Raw genomic sequence first — 16356 nt, 5'->3', positions numbered from 1 at the left:
GCTTTAAGCAGGATGTTTTACATTTTGCCTGGAGGTAGGACGGAGCAGAAAGGATGCACAAATTAGTGCTGCCCCGTTCAGGTCATCATAAAAGAGACGTTTCCGCGCGCTTAAAAGGGAGCGATCTCAAAAAAACAGGAAGAACACCATGTCCGATCGTATGGATAGAGACGTGATTAATGCGCTTATTGCGGGTCATTTTGCCGACCCTTTTTCTGTTCTGGGGATGCACCAGACAGAGGCTGGACTGGAGGTCCGGGCTTTGTTACCGGACGCCACAGAAGTCTGGGTCATTGAACCTAAAACCGGGCGTAAAGTCGGCCAACTGGAATGCCTCGACTCGCGCGGCTTCTTTTCGGGCATCATGCCCCGTCGTAAAAACCCTTTCCGTTATCAGCTTGCCGTTGTCTGGCATGGCCAGCAAAATCTGATTGATGATCCCTACAGCTTTGGCCCTCTGTTACAAGAGATGGATGCCTGGCTGTTGTCTGAAGGTACACATTTACGTCCCTATGAAACGTTGGGTGCGCATGCCGATACAATGGATGGCGTCACCGGGACACGGTTTGCTGTGTGGGCGCCTAATGCACAACGCGTTTCTGTTGTCGGACAATTCAACTACTGGGATGGCCGCCGTCACCCTATGCGCCTGCGTCGCGAAACCGGTATCTGGGAGCTGTTTATCCCTGGCGCACACAATGGTCAGCTCTATAAATTTGAGATGATCGATGCACACGGTAAGCTGCGAATTAAGGCTGACCCGTATGCTTTCGAAGCACAGATGCGGCCGGATACCGCCTCGTTGATTTGTGGTCTGCCGGAAAAAATTACCCAGAGTGAGGAACGTAAACAGGCAAACCGCTTTGACGCGCCCATCTCTGTCTATGAAGTCCATCTCGGTTCCTGGCGACGCCACACGGATAACAACTTCTGGCTCAGCTATCGCGAGTTAGCCGATCAGCTTGTGCCGTATGCCAAATGGATGGGGTTTACCCACCTGGAGCTGCTGCCGGTTAATGAACATCCGTTCGACGGTAGCTGGGGTTATCAGCCTACCGGGCTGTATGCGCCAACACGCCGCTTCGGGACGCGTGATGACTTCCGCTATTTTATCAGTGCCGCACACGCTGCCGGGCTGAACGTGATCCTCGACTGGGTTCCGGGTCATTTCCCGTCGGATGCATTTGGTTTGGCCGAGTTTGACGGTACGCATTTATACGAGCACAGCGACCCGCGTGAAGGTTACCACCAGGACTGGAATACCCTGATTTACAACTATGGTCGTCGTGAAGTGACGAACTATCTCGTCGGGAATGCGCTGTACTGGATCGAACGCTTCGGCATTGATGCCCTGCGTGTCGATGCCGTGGCGTCGATGATCTATCGCGATTACAGCCGTAAAGAGGGCGAGTGGATCCCGAATGAATATGGTGGTCGTGAAAATCTGGAAGCTATCGAATTCCTGCGTAATACCAACCGTATTCTCGGTGAACAGGTTGAGGGCGCGGTGACGATGGCAGAGGAGTCGACCGATTTTCCTGGTGTCTCTCGTCCACCGTCAATGGGAGGGCTGGGGTTCTGGTACAAATGGAACCTGGGCTGGATGCATGACACGCTCGACTACATGAAACTCGACCCGGTTCATCGTCAGTATCATCACGATAAGCTCACCTTCGGGATGCTCTACAACAACACCGAAAACTTTATGTTGCCGCTGTCTCACGACGAAGTGGTTCATGGCAAAAAATCCATTCTCGACCGCATGCCGGGTGACGCGTGGCAGAAGTTCGCCAACCTGCGCGCTTACTATGGCTGGATGTTCGCCTTCCCTGGTAAAAAACTGCTGTTCATGGGCAATGAGTTTGCTCAGGGGCGCGAGTGGAACCACGACTCAAGCCTTGACTGGCATCTGCTGGAAGGGGGTGACAACTGGCATCACGGTGTACAGCGTCTGGTGCGCGACCTGAACCACACTTATCGTCACCATAAAGCGCTGCACGAGCTCGACTTTGATTCGTATGGTTTTGAGTGGCTGGTGGTGGATGACCACGAGCGCTCGGTGTTTGTTTTTGTTCGCCGGGATAAAGCGGGCAACGAAATTATCGTCGCCAGCAACTTTACGCCTGTACCACGCCATCACTACCGCTTCGGCATTAACCAGCCGGGCAAATGGCGCGAAGTGCTGAATACCGATTCTATGCACTATCACGGCAGTAATGCCGGTAACGGTGGCCTGGTACAAAGCGATGCGATTGAAAGCCACGGACGTCCGAACTCGCTAAGCCTGACGCTGCCACCTTTGAGCACTATCTGGCTGGTTCGGGAGGGGGAATGACGCAACTCACGACAGGTAGACCCGAGCCGCTCGGGGCACGTTTTGATGGAAAGGGGGTGAACTTTACCCTCTTTTCTGCCCATGCGGAGCGAGTTGAACTCTGTGTGTTTGACGGCGAAGGTAACGAACATCGTTATGACTTGCCAGCTCGCACAGGGGATACCTGGCACGGGTATCTGGCCGGGGGAAGGCCGGGGATGCATTACGGCTTTCGCGTTCACGGCCCGTGGGAACCGTCGCAGGGGCACTGGTTTAATTCGGCGAAACTGCTGATTGACCCTTGCGCGCATCGCGTCGATGGCGATCTAAAAGACGACCCGGTGCTGCACGTGGGGTACGGTGAACCCGATCACCGGGACAGTGCATCAATCGTGCCGAAAAGTGTTGTCGTGAGCGATCTCTATGACTGGGAAGATGACGCTTCGCCTGATACGCCGTGGGGCAATACGGTGATCTACGAAGCGCACGTCAAAGGGCTGACGTACCTGCATCCGTCAATTCCCAAAGAGATGCGCGGAACGTATAAAGCGCTCGCCCATCCGGTGATGATTGCGTATCTAAAACACCTCGGGATCACCGCACTGGAACTGCTGCCCGTGGCGCATTTCAGCAGTGAACCGCGGCTGCAGCGGCTGGGGCTGAGTAACTACTGGGGCTACAACCCGTTGGCTATGTTTGCGCTTGAACCGCGCTATGCCACCCAGCCTGAAAAAGCCAGAGATGAGTTCCGCGATGCGGTGAAGGCGCTGCACCAGGCGGGTATTGAGGTCATTCTGGATGTGGTGCTGAACCACAGCGCGGAAAGCGATCTCGATGGGCCAACGCTCTCCCTGCGCGGAATTGATAACCGTAGCTATTATTGGATCAGGGAGGATGGCGATTACTACAACTGGACCGGTTGCGGTAACACGCTCAACCTGAGCCATCCTGCGGTGACGCATTATGCGTATGAATGCCTGAAATATTGGGTCGAAACGTATCACATCGATGGTTTCCGTTTCGATTTGGCGTCTGTCATGGGGCGTACGCCAGCGTTTACCCAGCAAGCACCGCTGTTTGAGGCCATTAAACATTGTCCTGTGCTGTCGCGGGTCAAGCTGATAGCCGAGCCGTGGGACATTGGTGAGGGGGGTTATCAGGTGGGGAATTTCCCGCCGCTGTTTGCCGAGTGGAACGATCATTATCGCGATGCCACACGTCGTTTCTGGCTGGAGAGAAATCTGTCGTTGGGTGAGTTTGCCGGGCGCTTTGCGGCCTCCAGCGACCTGTTCAAACGTGATGGAAAGTTACCCTCTGCCACCATCAATCTGGTGACAGCGCACGACGGTTTTACCCTACGCGACTGTGTTTGTTTCAATCAGAAACATAATGAGGCAAATGGCGAAGAAAATCGCGATGGCACTAACAATAACCATAGCTCCAACCATGGTATAGAAGGATTAGGCGGGAGTCAGGATGTTATTGAGCGGCGACGCGCCAGCATCCATGCGTTGCTTACGACGCTGCTGCTTTCGCAAGGGACGCCTATGCTGCTGGCGGGCGATGAGCATGGTCACAGTCAGCATGGCAACAACAACGCGTATTGCCAGGATAACACCTTAACCTGGCTGGCGTGGGAACAGGCGAACAGCGGCCTGGTGCATTTCACTGCTGCACTGATTCGCCTGCGACAGACCATACCTGCGCTCACCGCCAACCAGTGGTGGGAAGAGGGCGATGGCAACGTTGTCTGGCTAAACAAAGAGGCGCAGCCACTGAGTGCAGAAGAGTGGCAAAGCGGAATGCCATGCCTGCAAATCCTGCTTTCGGAACGCTGGCTTATCACGTTAAACGCCACGCAGGACGTGGTTAATTTTGTATTACCTGATGGGGCGTGGCACGCCATTCCCCCTTTTGCCGGAGAGGATAACCCGGTCGTAATGGCAGTCTGGCATGGGCCTGCGCACGGAGTGTGCGTGTTCCAGAGATGATAAAAAAGGAGTTAGTCATGGTTAGATTAGATAAGAACGATCCGTTAATGTTGGCGCGCCAGCTCCCATTAAAATCTGTTGCCCTGATACTTGCTGGTGGTCGCGGTACTCGTCTGAAAGATTTGACGATCAAACGCGCCAAACCTGCCGTCCATTTTGGCGGTAAATTTCGTATTATCGATTTTGCACTGTCCAACTGTCTGAACTCAGGTATTCGCCGCATTGGCGTAATCACCCAATACCAGTCCCACACGCTGGTACAACACATCCAGCGTGGCTGGTCTTTCTTTAGCGAACAGATGAATGAGTTTGTCGATCTGCTTCCTGCCCAACAGCGTGTACACGGTGAAAACTGGTATCGCGGGACGGCAGATGCGGTAACGCAAAACCTCGACATTATTCGCCGCTATAACGCCGAATACATCGTGATCCTCGCGGGTGACCATATCTACAAGCAAGATTACTCGCGCATGTTGATCGACCATGTCGAAAAAGGGGCACGTTGCACCGTGGCTTGTATGCCTGTGCCTATTGAAGAGGCAAAGGCATTTGGTGTGATGGCTGTTGATGAAAACGACAAGATCATCGAATTCGTTGAAAAACCCGCTAATCCGCCTGCAATGCCGGGGGATGCAACCAAATCGCTGGCCAGCATGGGGATCTATATCTTTGATGCAGATTACCTTTATGAGTTGCTGGAAGCCGATGACGGGGATGAACAGTCCAGCCATGATTTCGGTAAGGATATCATTCCGAAAATCACCAAAGCTGGCATGGCTTATGCACATCCTTTCCCATTGTCCTGCGTACAGTCAGATCCGAACTCTGAACCTTACTGGCGCGATGTGGGAACACTGGAAGCATACTGGAAAGCAAACCTCGATCTGGCATCCGTCACACCTGAACTGGATATGTACGATCAGAACTGGCCGATTCGCACCCACATGGAATCACTCCCGCCAGCCAAATTCGTGCAGGACCGTTCGGGTAGCCACGGCATGACGCTGAACTCGCTGGTCTCTGGCGGGTGCATTATCTCTGGATCTGTGGTGGTGCAGTCCGTGCTGTTCCCACGCGTGCGTGTGAACTCATTCTGTAATATCGATTCGGCAGTATTGTTGCCGGATGTCTGGGTAGGGCGTTCGTGCCGCTTACGCCGTTGCGTGATTGACCGTGCCTGCGTCATTCCTGAAGGGATGGTGATTGGGGAGAATGCGGAAGAGGATGCGCGCCGTTTCTACCGCTCCGAGGAAGGTATCGTACTGGTTACACGTGAAATGCTGCGGAAACTGCAGGTCAAACAGGAGCGATAATGCAGGTTTTACACGTATGTTCAGAGATGTTCCCGTTATTGAAAACGGGCGGTCTGGCAGATGTCATTGGCGCACTGCCGGCAGCACAAATTGCCGGTGGTGTGGATGCACGAGTCCTGCTTCCCGCTTTTCCGGATATCCGACGCGGTATTCCTGATGCTCAGGTTGTGACCCGTCGCGATACCTTTGCCGGGCGTATTACATTGCTGTTTGGACATTACAATGGCGTAGGTATTTACCTGATTGACGCGCCGCATTTATACAACAGACCGGGCAGTCCGTACCACGATACCAACCTGTTCGCCTACCCGGATAACGTGCTGCGGTTTGCGTTACTGGGCTGGGTGGGGGCGGAAATGGCCGTCGGACTGGACCCGTTCTGGCGTCCTGATGTGGTACATGCGCATGACTGGCATGCGGGGCTTGCCCCTGCTTATCTGGCGGCGCGTGGTCATCCCGCCAAATCGGTCTTTACGGTGCACAATCTGGCGTATCAGGGCATGTATTACGCCCATCATATGAATGACATCGATCTGCCATGGTCGTTCTATAACATGCACGGCCTGGAATTTAAGGGACAGATTTCCTTCCTGAAAGCCGGGCTGTACTACGCCGACCACATTACGGCGGTTAGCCCGACGTATGCCCGTGAAATTACCGAAGCACAGTTTGGCTATGGTCTGGAAGGGTTGCTCAGTCAGCGTCATCGTGAAGGACGACTCTCGGGAATTCTGAACGGCGTTGATGAAAAAATCTGGAGCCCGGAAACCGACCTTCTGTTGGCTTCACGCTATGGCCGGGATTCGGTCGAAGATAAGGCCGAAAACAAGCGTCAGTTGCAAATTGCGATGGGGCTGAAGGTGAATGACAAAGCGCCGCTGTTTGCCGTGGTGAGCCGCCTGACCAGTCAAAAAGGGCTGGATCTGGTGCTGGAAGCCCTGCCGGGGTTACTGGAGCAGGGAGGCCAGTTGGCGCTGCTGGGTGCAGGCGATCCGGTGTTGCAGGAAGGTTTCCTCGCTGCCGCAGCGGAACATCCGGGTCAGGTTGGGGTGCAGATCGGTTATCACGAAGCCTTTTCACACCGCATTATGGGCGGTGCTGATGTGATCCTCGTACCGAGCCGCTTTGAGCCTTGTGGTCTGACGCAGTTGTACGGGCTGAAATACGGCACGTTGCCGCTGGTGCGACGGACCGGCGGGCTGGCGGATACCGTGTCTGACAGTTCACTGGAAAATCTGGCGGACGGAATCGCCAGCGGGTTTGTTTTTGAAGACAGTAATGCCTGGTCGCTACTTCGGGCGATTCGGCGTGCTTTCGTATTGTGGTCCCGTCCTTCTTTGTGGCGTTACGTTCAACGCCAGGCGATGGCCATGGATTTTAGTTGGCACGTTGCGGCGCAGTCATACCGCGATCTCTATCAACGCTTGATGTAACGAGGCGGAGTCACAGATATGAATGCACCTTTTAGCTACTCTTCACCCACACTCAGTATTGAGGCGTTGAAGCACTCCATCGCCTATAAGCTGATGTTCACCATCGGGAAAGATCCGGTTATCGCCAATAAACACGAGTGGCTGAACGCCACACTGTTTGCGGTGCGTGACCGTTTAGTTGAACGCTGGCTGCGCTCCAACCGCGCGCAGTTATCACAGGAAACACGCCAGGTTTACTACCTGTCGATGGAGTTTTTGATTGGCCGTACGCTCTCCAACGCACTGTTGTCGCTGGGTATCTATGACGATGTGAAAAATGCGCTGGAAGAGATGGGGCTGGATTTAGAAGAGCTGATAGACGAAGAGAACGACCCCGGTCTTGGCAACGGTGGCTTGGGCCGTCTCGCAGCCTGTTTCCTCGATTCGTTGGCGACGCTTGCGCTGCCGGGCCGTGGGTATGGCATCCGTTATGATTACGGCATGTTCAAACAAAATATCGTCGACGGACGCCAGAAAGAGTCTCCGGACTACTGGCTGGAGTATGGCAACCCGTGGGAGTTCAAACGCCACAACACCCGTTATAAAGTGCGCTTTGGTGGCCGAATTCAGCAGGAAGGGAAAAAATCACGCTGGGTTGAAACCGAAGAGATCCTGGCTGTTGCCTACGATCAGATCATTCCGGGCTACGATACCGATGCCACCAACACGCTACGCCTGTGGAGTGCCCAGGCCAGTAGCGAGATCAACCTGGGTAAATTTAACCAGGGCGACTACTTCGCCGCAGTGGAAGATAAAAACCACTCCGAAAACGTATCTCGTGTGCTCTACCCGGATGACTCCACCAACTCCGGGCGTGAACTGCGTCTGCGGCAGGAGTATTTCCTGGTCTCCTCGACGATTCAGGACATCCTGAGCCGTCACTACCAGTTGCACAAAACCTACAACAACCTCGCGGAAAAAACCGCTATCCACCTGAATGACACCCACCCGGTGCTGTCGATTCCTGAGTTGATGCGCCTGCTGATTGACGAGCACAAGTTCAGCTGGGATGACGCGTTTGAAGTGACCTGCCAGGTCTTCTCCTACACCAACCACACGCTGATGAGTGAAGCGCTGGAAACCTGGCCTGTCGATATGCTGGGCAAAATTCTGCCGCGTCACCTGCAAATCATCTTTGAAATTAACGACTACTTCCTGAAAACGCTTCAGGAACAGTATCCGAACGACACCGGCCTGCTGAGCCGTGCGTCGATCATTGATGAGTCCAATGGCCGCCGTGTACGCATGGCCTGGCTGGCGGTGGTGATCAGCCACAAGGTGAATGGGGTATCTGAATTGCACTCCAACCTGATGGTGCAGTCGTTATTTGCCGATTTCGCCAAAATTTTCCCGACGCGTTTCTGCAACGTGACCAACGGCGTCACCCCACGTCGCTGGCTGGCGCTGGCTAATAAACCGTTATCGGAAGTTCTGGATGAAAACATCGGTCGAACATGGCGTACGGATTTAGGTCAGTTGAGCGAGCTTGAGCAGCACATTGATTTCCCGACGGTGAATAAAGCTGTGCGTGAAGCCAAACTGCTGAACAAAAAGCGCCTGTCAGTATACCTGGCGATGCATCTCAACGTAGTGGCGAACCCGAAAGCGTTGTTTGATGTACAGATCAAACGTATTCATGAATACAAACGTCAACTGATGAATGTGTTGCATGTGATCACCCGCTATAACCGGATCAAGGCCGATCCTGATGCCGAGTGGGTTCCACGCGTGAACATCTTTGCCGGTAAGGCCGCCTCGGCGTACTACATGGCGAAGCACATTATTCATCTCATCAATGATGTGGCCAAAGTGGTGAATAACGATCCGCAGATTGGCGATAAGCTGAAGATTGTGTTTATCCCGAACTACAGCGTGAGCCTGGCGCAGTTGATCATTCCGGCGGCAGATCTCTCAGAGCAGATTTCACTCGCCGGGACGGAAGCTTCCGGGACCAGCAACATGAAATTTGCCCTGAACGGTGCGCTGACTATCGGTACGCTGGATGGTGCAAACGTTGAGATGCTGGAGCATGTTGGGGCAGACAACATCTTTATCTTTGGTAATACGGCGGAAGAAGTGGAGGCATTGCGTAAGAAGGGCTACAAACCGCGCGATTTTTACGAGCAGGATGAAGAGCTCCGTGAAGTGTTGACGCAAATCGCTACCGGGTTGTTTAACCCAGAAGAACCTGGCCGCTACCGTGATCTCGTGGATTCACTGATTAACTTTGGCGATCACTACCAGGTACTGGCGGATTACCGCAGCTACGTGGACTGTCAGGACAAGGTGGATGAGCTTTACCGCCAGCAGGAGAAGTGGACCAGTGCCGCGATGTATAACATCGCCAATATGGGGTATTTCTCGTCTGACAGGACCATTAAAGAGTACGCCGAGACAATTTGGCATATCGATCCTGTGCGGTTGTAAAAGCAAAGCGGCAACCCTGGTTGCCGCTTTTAATGTTTGCGCCCTCTCCCAACGGGAGAGGGCATAAGGCCGAACGTATTACGACGCTAACGACAGCTCACGCTTTCCCGCATGTTGCAGCAACCACTGGGCCACGCGAGACTGCTGTTCAGCATTCAGCCACATCCCTTCTTTGGTACGACGCCAGATAGCATCATCCAGTCGGCGCACCCATTCGTGTTCAACCAGATAGCGCAGCTCTGCTTCGTACAGCTCGTGTCCGAAATGCTCGCCCAGGTCGGAGATCTCTTTTGCCTCGCCCAAAATCCACTCGGTGTTGCTGCCATAGGTGCGGGCATAATGGCGAGCCATGGATTCGGTAATGAACGGGTAACGACGGCGCAGCTTCGCCGCAAAGTCATCCCGGTTGCCGCCGATTTCACCACCAGGCAGTACCGCGCCTTTGGTCCACGCCGGGCCGATGCCTTTATAGTACGGAACCAGTTTTTCCAGCGCATGCTCGGCCAGCTTGCGATAGGTTGTGAGCTTCCCGCCAAATACAGAAAGCAGGGGAGCCTGACCATCGACATCATGAATATCGAGCGTGTAGTCGCGCGTGATTGCCTGTGGAGAGTCGGATTCGTCATCGCACAACGGACGCACGCCTGAATAGGTCCAGACGATATCATTGCGGGCCAGCTGTTTCTTAAAGTGGGCGTTGTACACTTTCAGCAGGTAGTTAATCTCGCTCTCATCGATCTCGACATTTTTCGGGTCGCCTTTGTACTCCACATCGGTTGTGCCGATGATCGAGAACTCGTCCATCCACGGAATGACAAACACAATGCGCTTATCTTCGTTTTGCAGGATGTAGGCCTGTTTTTGGGTGTGTACGCGCGGCACGACAATATGGCTGCCTTTAATCAGGCGGATCCCGTATGGGGAAGGCAGGTGCATGCCATCGTCAAAGAACTGTTTCACCCACGGGCCGGTAGCATTCACCAGACCGCGTGCTTTCCAGCTGAATTTCTCGCCGGTATCGACATCTTCCGCTTCAACAATCCACAGGCCGTTTTCACGGCGGGCTGCCGTTGCACGAGTGCGGGTTTTCACTTCACCGCCTTTCTTCTGCACCATCTGCGCATTGGCAAGAACCAGACGGGCATCATCCACCCAACAGTCGGAATATTCGAATCCGCGCACGATTTCAGGTTTAAGCACTGATTCTGAGCCAAAACGCAAACCACCTGAGCCCGGCAGGCTGGTGCGTTTACCCAGGTGATCGTACATAAACAGCCCAATGCGGATCATCCATGCCGGACGGAGGTGTGGACGGTGGGGAAGACGAAAGCGCATCGGGATGGCCAGATGGGGAGCCATTTTCAACAGAACTTCACGTTCTGCCAGCGCCTCACTGACGAGGCGAAACTCGTAGTGTTCCAGGTAGCGCAGGCCTCCGTGGATCAGTTTTGAGCTGGCGGACGATGTCGCACAGGCGAGATCGTTGGCTTCCAGCATCAGTACCGATAACCCGCGTCCTGCGGCATCGACTGCAATACCTGCACCGTTGATGCCACCGCCTATTACAATCAGATCTTTGGTTTCCATGTCACCCTCATGCACTTTCGTTAAAGCTCAAAAATGTTCGATATCGCTCATAATAGCAAAGGCTCGCGCTTTTGGTAACATCAAAAAAACAATTTAGAGTGATATGGATAACATAATGGCGTTTACCCGCCGCCAGGACGTACACTAGAGGGTAAAATAATGCCTCCTCTCCCCAGACGGACGAGGGAATGATTTGCTCCTTCTTCCTTGAAGGGAGAGGGCCGGGGTGAGAGCATCAGACCGCACCCAACCTGAATAATGTAAAGAGAACAGCATGGATCATTTTGAATGTATTAACGTAGAAGAAGCCCATCAGAAAATGCACCAGGGAACGGCGGTGCTGGTGGATATTCGTGATCCGCAAAGTTTCGCTATGGGCCATACGCCGGGCGCATTTCATCTGACTAACGACTCTCTGGGCGCGTTTATGCGCGATAACGACTTCGAAACGCCGGTGATGGTGATGTGCTACCACGGCAACAGCAGCAAGGGGGCGGCGCAGTATCTGCTCCAGCAAGGTTATGATGCGGTTTATAGTGTCGACGGCGGCTTTGACGCCTGGCATCGCCATTTCCCGGCAGAAGTTGAGTACGCGTTTGGCGGCTAAAACCATTCGCTCTATACTGTCCCCTTTTGTGTGGAAATAAGCGACTGCTGCGATGCTGATGATTACCTCTTTTACCAACCCGCGCGTCGCCCAGGCGTTTGTCGATTATATGGCGACGCAGGGCGTTATTCTGACCGTCCAGCAACATACACAGACTGATGTCTGGCTGGCTGACGAAAGCCAGGCTGAGCGTGTAAACGCTGAGCTGGCGCGTTTCCTTGAGAACCCCGCAGACCCTCGCTATCTGGCGGCAAGCTGGCAATCTGGCCATACGGGCAGCGGATTGCACTATCGCCGTTTTCCTTTTATTGCCACGGTACGTGAACGCGCAGGCCCCTTTACGCTGCTGCTGATGGCCGCTTGTATCCTGGTGTTCATTATTATGAACGTGGTGGGCGATCAGCCGGTAATGTTGCTGCTGGCCTGGCCTTACGATCCCTCTGTGCAGTTTGATGTCTGGCGCTATTTTACCCACGCGCTGATGCACTTTTCTGTTATGCATATTCTTTTCAACCTGCTGTGGTGGTGGTATCTCGGCGGCGCGGTTGAAAAGCGTCTGGGCAGCGGTAAGTTGATTGTCATTACGGTAATCAGCGCCTTGTTAAGCGGTTATGTGCAGCATAAATTCAGTGGCCCATGGTTTGGCGGGCTTTCTGGCGTGGTGTATGCCTTAATGGGGTATGTCTGGCTCAGAGGTGAGCGCGATCCGCAAAGCGGCATCTATCTGCAACGCGGTTTAATCACCTTTGCATTAGTATGGTTAGTCGCCGGATGGTTTGATCTGTTTGGTATGTCTATCGCCAACGGTGCGCACGTAACCGGACTGGCTGTCGGGCTGGCAATGGCATTTGCTGATACGCTGCATGCGCGGAAACGAACATAATTCCAGGGATTTTTCATGAAACAAACACAACGTCATGACGCCATTATCGATCTGGTAAAAAAACAGGGATACGTCAGTACCGAAGAGCTCGTCGAGCAATTTGCGGTGAGCCCACAAACGATTCGTCGTGACCTGAACGATCTGGCCGATCAAAACCGCATTCTGCGTCACCACGGTGGGGCTGCTCTGCCATCCAGTTCTGTAAATACCCCATGGCATGACCGTAAATCGACACAGACAGCAGAAAAAGAACGGATTGCCCGCAAAGTCGCCAGCCAGATCCCGAATGGCGCAACGCTGTTTATCGACATCGGGACGACGCCAGAAGCGGTTGCCCATGCGTTGCTGGAGCATGAGAACCTGCGTGTGGTGACAAACAACCTGAACGTTGCCAATACGCTGATGAAGAAAGATGATTTCCGCATCATTCTGGCGGGGGGAGAACTGCGTAGCCGTGACGGGGGGATTATTGGGGAGGCAACGCTCGATTTCATCTCCCAGTTCCGTCTTGATTTCGGCATTCTGGGGATCAGTGGCATCGATAGTGATGGTTCCCTGCTGGAGTTTGATTACCACGAAGTTCGTACGAAGCGCGCGATTATTGAGAATTCGCGTCACGTTATGCTGGTGGTGGACCACTCTAAATTTGGCCGTAACGCGATGGTAAACATGGGCAGCATCAGTATGGTGGATGCCGTCTACACCGACGTGATGCCGCCAGCGGGAGTGTTGCAGGTGATTAAAGATAATAATTTGCAGCTAGAACTGTGCTGATAAGCCTGCCGCCTCTCTCCCTGTGGAAGAGAGGCGGTGAGGGCAACAGGCCGCAAAGAACCTACACGCCATACCCCATCATCTTCAACAGCTGCTGCGCATGTTGCACTGCATCCTGACGATGCGCGACACCGAGTTTCTGATACAGATTACGAATGTGCGTTTTGATGGTGGTCGCTGCAACCGCCAGTTCACCGGCAATCTGTTCGTTGCTGTAACCAGAGTAAATCAGCCCCAGAACCTGCCATTCACGCTGAGTGAGCGGACTGGTGCGGATAAGTTCCGGGACTTCCGGGTGGTTCAGCAGACGTTCAACAAAGTTCTCATCAAAGTGCGCAAACTTGTGACGGTGATGCTGGTTAATCTCACGCAAAATTCGCTGGGCACGATGCTGGTCCAGCTCCGGCAGCGTATTGAGCTGAATAAGCTGGCGTAACTGCTGTGCCATAACCTCACCTTCAATCACAAAGTGGCTGATGAATCCGGTCCGGTTCGCGAGCTGTAGCGCTTCGAGCAATACGCGCTGTGCATCATTTTTGCGGTCTGCCTGCCAGTAAAGCTGGTTGAGCAGTAGCAGGTTGCGATTCAGATCGCTCATCAGGCGCAGGCTGCGTGCGTTTTCGTTCAACTCCTCCAGCACCATCTCTGCAGGCTCAAATTCACCCAGCAGGATCTGGACGCGCGCGATATTGCGCCACTGGCTTTGCAGGAAATGGTTATTCGCAAACTCGGGCTTTGGCGTCTGACGCAGCCAGTTGGCGGCGGCTTTTTTGTCACCGGTCATTTGCCAGTAAATCACCCGGACTTTATCGGCATTTGAGACCCAGTCACTGTGATACTGACCGTTACCCAGCAGGTTTTCCAGACGGTTAAGGTGGTTACGGGCATTGTCCAGATCGCCGCGTGCCAGAGAACATTGCACCAGCAACGCCAGGCATTGCAACTGCTGCTGGGGCTGGAAGCTTGAGAGCACGTCAACACCCTGGCGGGCGCAGCTTTCAGCTTCATCCAGGCGAGACCAGGCCCACAACAGTTGAGCGCGAATGCGCAGCAGGAACTCATGCATCGGCAACTGCTCCAGATGCTGATCGCGGATCAACTGGAACGCTTTCTCCTGGTTTTCCCAGGCCGCCTGCAGGAAGCCCTGAGCGAACAGGATTTCGCTTTGCTGTATCAGGCTCCATAACGCGTAGTGCCAGACATCATGACGGCGGGCCATCTGCTCTGTTTGCTGCATCAGGGAAAGTGAACGCGTGAGGTCGCCTTTGCAGTGCAATACTTCGCCGTGAACCGAGGTGGCGACGATACGGCTGTAGAAGTTAGCTAACGGCAGTTCGTCGAGGGCGACCATCGCCAGGCGTTCAGCCTCTTCCTGATCGCCGTCGTTGATCGCTACCTGCGCACGCAAGGCATTAAACTCGCCGTGCAGCGTGGCATCCATCTCACTTTCCATTTCCTGTTCAGCACGGGCGAGCAGGGTATTCACTTCACTGTAGCGATGCTGGCTCTGCATCAGCCAGGCCTGCAACAGGACCAGACGCGGATTTTCCAGCAGACTTTCCCACGGCAGGGCTTTTAACGACTCTTCGAGCAACGTCAGCTCGCTGTGGTTGAATAATCCCCAGGCGTGATTGAGCAGGATATCGCGCAACATACTGGCATCACCGGCGGCGAGCGCATGGTGAATCGCTTCACTTGGGAATCCTTGCGCCATCCAGCTTTCGGCGGCAGCGCGGTGAATTTCAGGTAGCTCAACGGCAAGTTCCCACTGGCAACGCTGGCGTAAGAAGTTGCCAAACAACGGGTGGTAGCAGAACCATTCGCCAGGATCGTCCATACGTTGCAGGAATAACCCCTGACGCTCGATCTCTTCGAGCTGTAGCTGGCCGTTTTCGATACCCGTGACGCGCACAATCAGCGCATCATTCATGGAACGAAGAAGGGAACTTTTCAGCAGAAACTGGCGTGTTGAGGCGTCAACGCTGTCCAGAACTTCATCCACCAGATAGTCAGACAGATGAGAGGCATTAATCCCGGCCAGACGCCGCGCCGACTGGTGCGTTGGGCTATTGTTCTGGCGGGCGGAGAGGGCGATAAGCTGCAGTGCGGTGGCCCAACCCGCGACATCATCGCAAAGACGACTGCTTTCGGCTGCTTCAATAGGCGACGTCAGACGACAATCAAAGAACTGTTTAGCTTCCTGATGGGTAAAGGCAAGCTGCTGGCTTCCGACTTCCAGCAATTGATCGCGAACACGCAGGTTAGCAATACCCAGTTGCGGCAGATTGCGTGACAGTACGACCAGGGTCAGGTTCTCTGGCTGATGGCGCAGGAAGAAGCGCATGGACTCATGGATGACCGGATTGGTGATCAGATGATAATCATCAATGACCACATAAAGTGGGCGATGCCACTCTGCAAGTTCGATAAAGAGTTGAGAGAACAGCGAAGACAGGCTCGCATATTGGCGTTTTTGCACCATGACTTCGCTGGTGACACAGTGCCCGTTGGTTGCCTGCTGAATAGCCGCAATGAGGTAACTGGCAAAACGCTCTTGCTGGTTATCGCCCTCATCAAGGGAGTACCAGCCAAGATCGCTTTTCCCTGCTGCCCATTGCGAAATGAGCGTTGTTTTTCCATAACCTGCAGGACTCGTAACCAGCGCCAGTCGGAAATTATGCGCGCCGGAAAGTTTAGCCAACAGACGCTCGCGAACCACCGTGTGGTCAAGACGAACCGGGCGACTTAATTTGGACGGAATCAACATATTTTTCACTTCACTGTGGGGAACGAGGAATTTGATTTTTTTTGCGCTTCGTAATTAATAGATATAAGGTCGGCCAGAAAGGGAACTATTGCAAGTTATGTCCGGGTTTTGTGCCTCTGAATTTGCACTCTGTCACAAAATTATTTGTGCACAGAAAACCCCCAGCTAGGCTGGGGGTTCCGGAAAGCTTTCAGCTTTAAGCCAGTTATTAAAACCCCTTT

Annotated in this window: 10 protein-coding genes; 8 read left to right on the top strand and 2 right to left on the bottom strand. The window is 53.8% G+C overall.

Annotation, left to right across the window (positions count from 1 at the left end; genetic code table 11):
* Nucleotides 1-148: 148 nt before the first annotated feature.
* From glgB to glgP, 5 genes are read left to right on the top strand one after another with little or no spacing between them, the layout of a single operon-like run.
* Nucleotides 149-2335, top strand: coding sequence for a 1,4-alpha-glucan branching enzyme (gene glgB / locus GF617_RS11310; RefSeq protein ID WP_181621181.1), 2187 nt, complete (start codon nucleotides 149-151; stop codon nucleotides 2333-2335).
* On the top strand, nucleotides 2332-4305 hold the full coding sequence (gene glgX, locus GF617_RS11305; protein ID WP_203451696.1) for a glycogen debranching protein GlgX: 1974 nt from the start codon (nucleotides 2332-2334) through the stop codon (nucleotides 4303-4305). The genes glgB and glgX overlap by 4 nt, the downstream gene beginning before the upstream one ends.
* A gap of 17 nt (nucleotides 4306-4322) precedes the next feature.
* Nucleotides 4323-5618, top strand: a complete 1296-nt coding sequence (glgC, locus tag GF617_RS11300; RefSeq protein ID WP_181621178.1) for a glucose-1-phosphate adenylyltransferase — start codon at nucleotides 4323-4325, stop codon at nucleotides 5616-5618.
* Nucleotides 5618-7051: a glycogen synthase GlgA gene (gene glgA / locus GF617_RS11295; protein ID WP_181621177.1), complete on the top strand. Its 1434-nt coding sequence runs from the start codon at nucleotides 5618-5620 to the stop codon at nucleotides 7049-7051. Before glgC ends, glgA begins: the two co-directional genes overlap by 1 nt.
* Before the next feature lie 18 nt (nucleotides 7052-7069).
* Entirely contained in the window at nucleotides 7070-9517 is a 2448-nt protein-coding gene (glgP, locus tag GF617_RS11290) for a glycogen phosphorylase (RefSeq protein ID WP_181621176.1), read from the top strand.
* Between the two features lie 78 nt (nucleotides 9518-9595).
* Here the strand turns inward: glgP and glpD are convergent, their stop codons facing one another.
* Complete coding sequence (glpD, locus tag GF617_RS11285) at nucleotides 9596-11104, bottom strand: glycerol-3-phosphate dehydrogenase (protein WP_181621175.1); 1509 nt, start codon at nucleotides 11102-11104, stop codon at nucleotides 9596-9598.
* Nucleotides 11105-11378: 274 nt separating this feature from the next.
* Here glpD and glpE point away from each other — a divergent pair, with 274 nt between their 5' ends.
* Genes glpE through GF617_RS11270 form a run of 3 tightly spaced genes read left to right on the top strand, consistent with a single transcriptional unit; the run spans nucleotide 11379 to nucleotide 13368 of the window.
* Complete coding sequence (gene glpE, locus GF617_RS11280) at nucleotides 11379-11711, top strand: thiosulfate sulfurtransferase GlpE (RefSeq protein WP_203451695.1); 333 nt, start codon at nucleotides 11379-11381, stop codon at nucleotides 11709-11711.
* 52 nt (nucleotides 11712-11763) lie between these two features.
* The gene (glpG, locus tag GF617_RS11275; RefSeq protein WP_181621173.1) at nucleotides 11764-12594 is read left to right on the top strand and encodes a rhomboid family intramembrane serine protease GlpG; all 831 of its coding nucleotides are present in this window, start codon (nucleotides 11764-11766) and stop codon (nucleotides 12592-12594) included.
* A gap of 15 nt (nucleotides 12595-12609) precedes the next feature.
* Nucleotides 12610-13368 (top strand): DeoR/GlpR family transcriptional regulator, encoded by a 759-nt coding sequence (locus tag GF617_RS11270; RefSeq protein WP_181621171.1) that lies wholly within the window; start codon nucleotides 12610-12612, stop codon nucleotides 13366-13368.
* A 61-nt stretch (nucleotides 13369-13429) separates the two neighbouring features.
* Here the strand turns inward: GF617_RS11270 and malT are convergent, their stop codons facing one another.
* Complete coding sequence (gene malT / locus GF617_RS11265; protein WP_181621170.1) at nucleotides 13430-16135, bottom strand: HTH-type transcriptional regulator MalT; 2706 nt, start codon at nucleotides 16133-16135, stop codon at nucleotides 13430-13432.
* Nucleotides 16136-16356 lie beyond the last annotated feature (221 nt).

The sequence above is a fragment of the Lelliottia sp. RWM.1 genome, assembly GCF_016859735.1.
In the GTDB taxonomy this organism is placed as follows: domain Bacteria; phylum Pseudomonadota; class Gammaproteobacteria; order Enterobacterales; family Enterobacteriaceae; genus Enterobacter.
Note: the sequence above shows the minus strand (reverse complement) of the source record. Positions and strands in the feature narration are given on the sequence as shown.

What these genes read in the sequence shown, in the direction of transcription:
- glgP (WP_181621176.1), top strand. Translation starts at nt 7,070, where the DNA reads ATGAATGCACCTTTTAGCTACTCTTCACCCACACTCAGTATTGAGGCG.
- glpG (WP_181621173.1), top strand. Translation starts at nt 11,764, where the DNA reads ATGCTGATGATTACCTCTTTTACCAACCCGCGCGTCGCCCAGGCGTTT.
- glgC (WP_181621178.1), top strand. Translation starts at nt 4,323, where the DNA reads ATGGTTAGATTAGATAAGAACGATCCGTTAATGTTGGCGCGCCAGCTC.
- glpD (WP_181621175.1), bottom strand. Translation starts at nt 11,104, where the DNA reads ATGGAAACCAAAGATCTGATTGTAATAGGCGGTGGCATCAACGGTGCA.
- GF617_RS11270 (WP_181621171.1), top strand. Translation starts at nt 12,610, where the DNA reads ATGAAACAAACACAACGTCATGACGCCATTATCGATCTGGTAAAAAAA.
- glgA (WP_181621177.1), top strand. Translation starts at nt 5,618, where the DNA reads ATGCAGGTTTTACACGTATGTTCAGAGATGTTCCCGTTATTGAAAACG.
- glgX (WP_203451696.1), top strand. Translation starts at nt 2,332, where the DNA reads ATGACGCAACTCACGACAGGTAGACCCGAGCCGCTCGGGGCACGTTTT.
- glgB (WP_181621181.1), top strand. Translation starts at nt 149, where the DNA reads ATGTCCGATCGTATGGATAGAGACGTGATTAATGCGCTTATTGCGGGT.
- glpE (WP_203451695.1), top strand. Translation starts at nt 11,379, where the DNA reads ATGGATCATTTTGAATGTATTAACGTAGAAGAAGCCCATCAGAAAATG.
- malT (WP_181621170.1), bottom strand. Translation starts at nt 16,135, where the DNA reads ATGTTGATTCCGTCCAAATTAAGTCGCCCGGTTCGTCTTGACCACACG.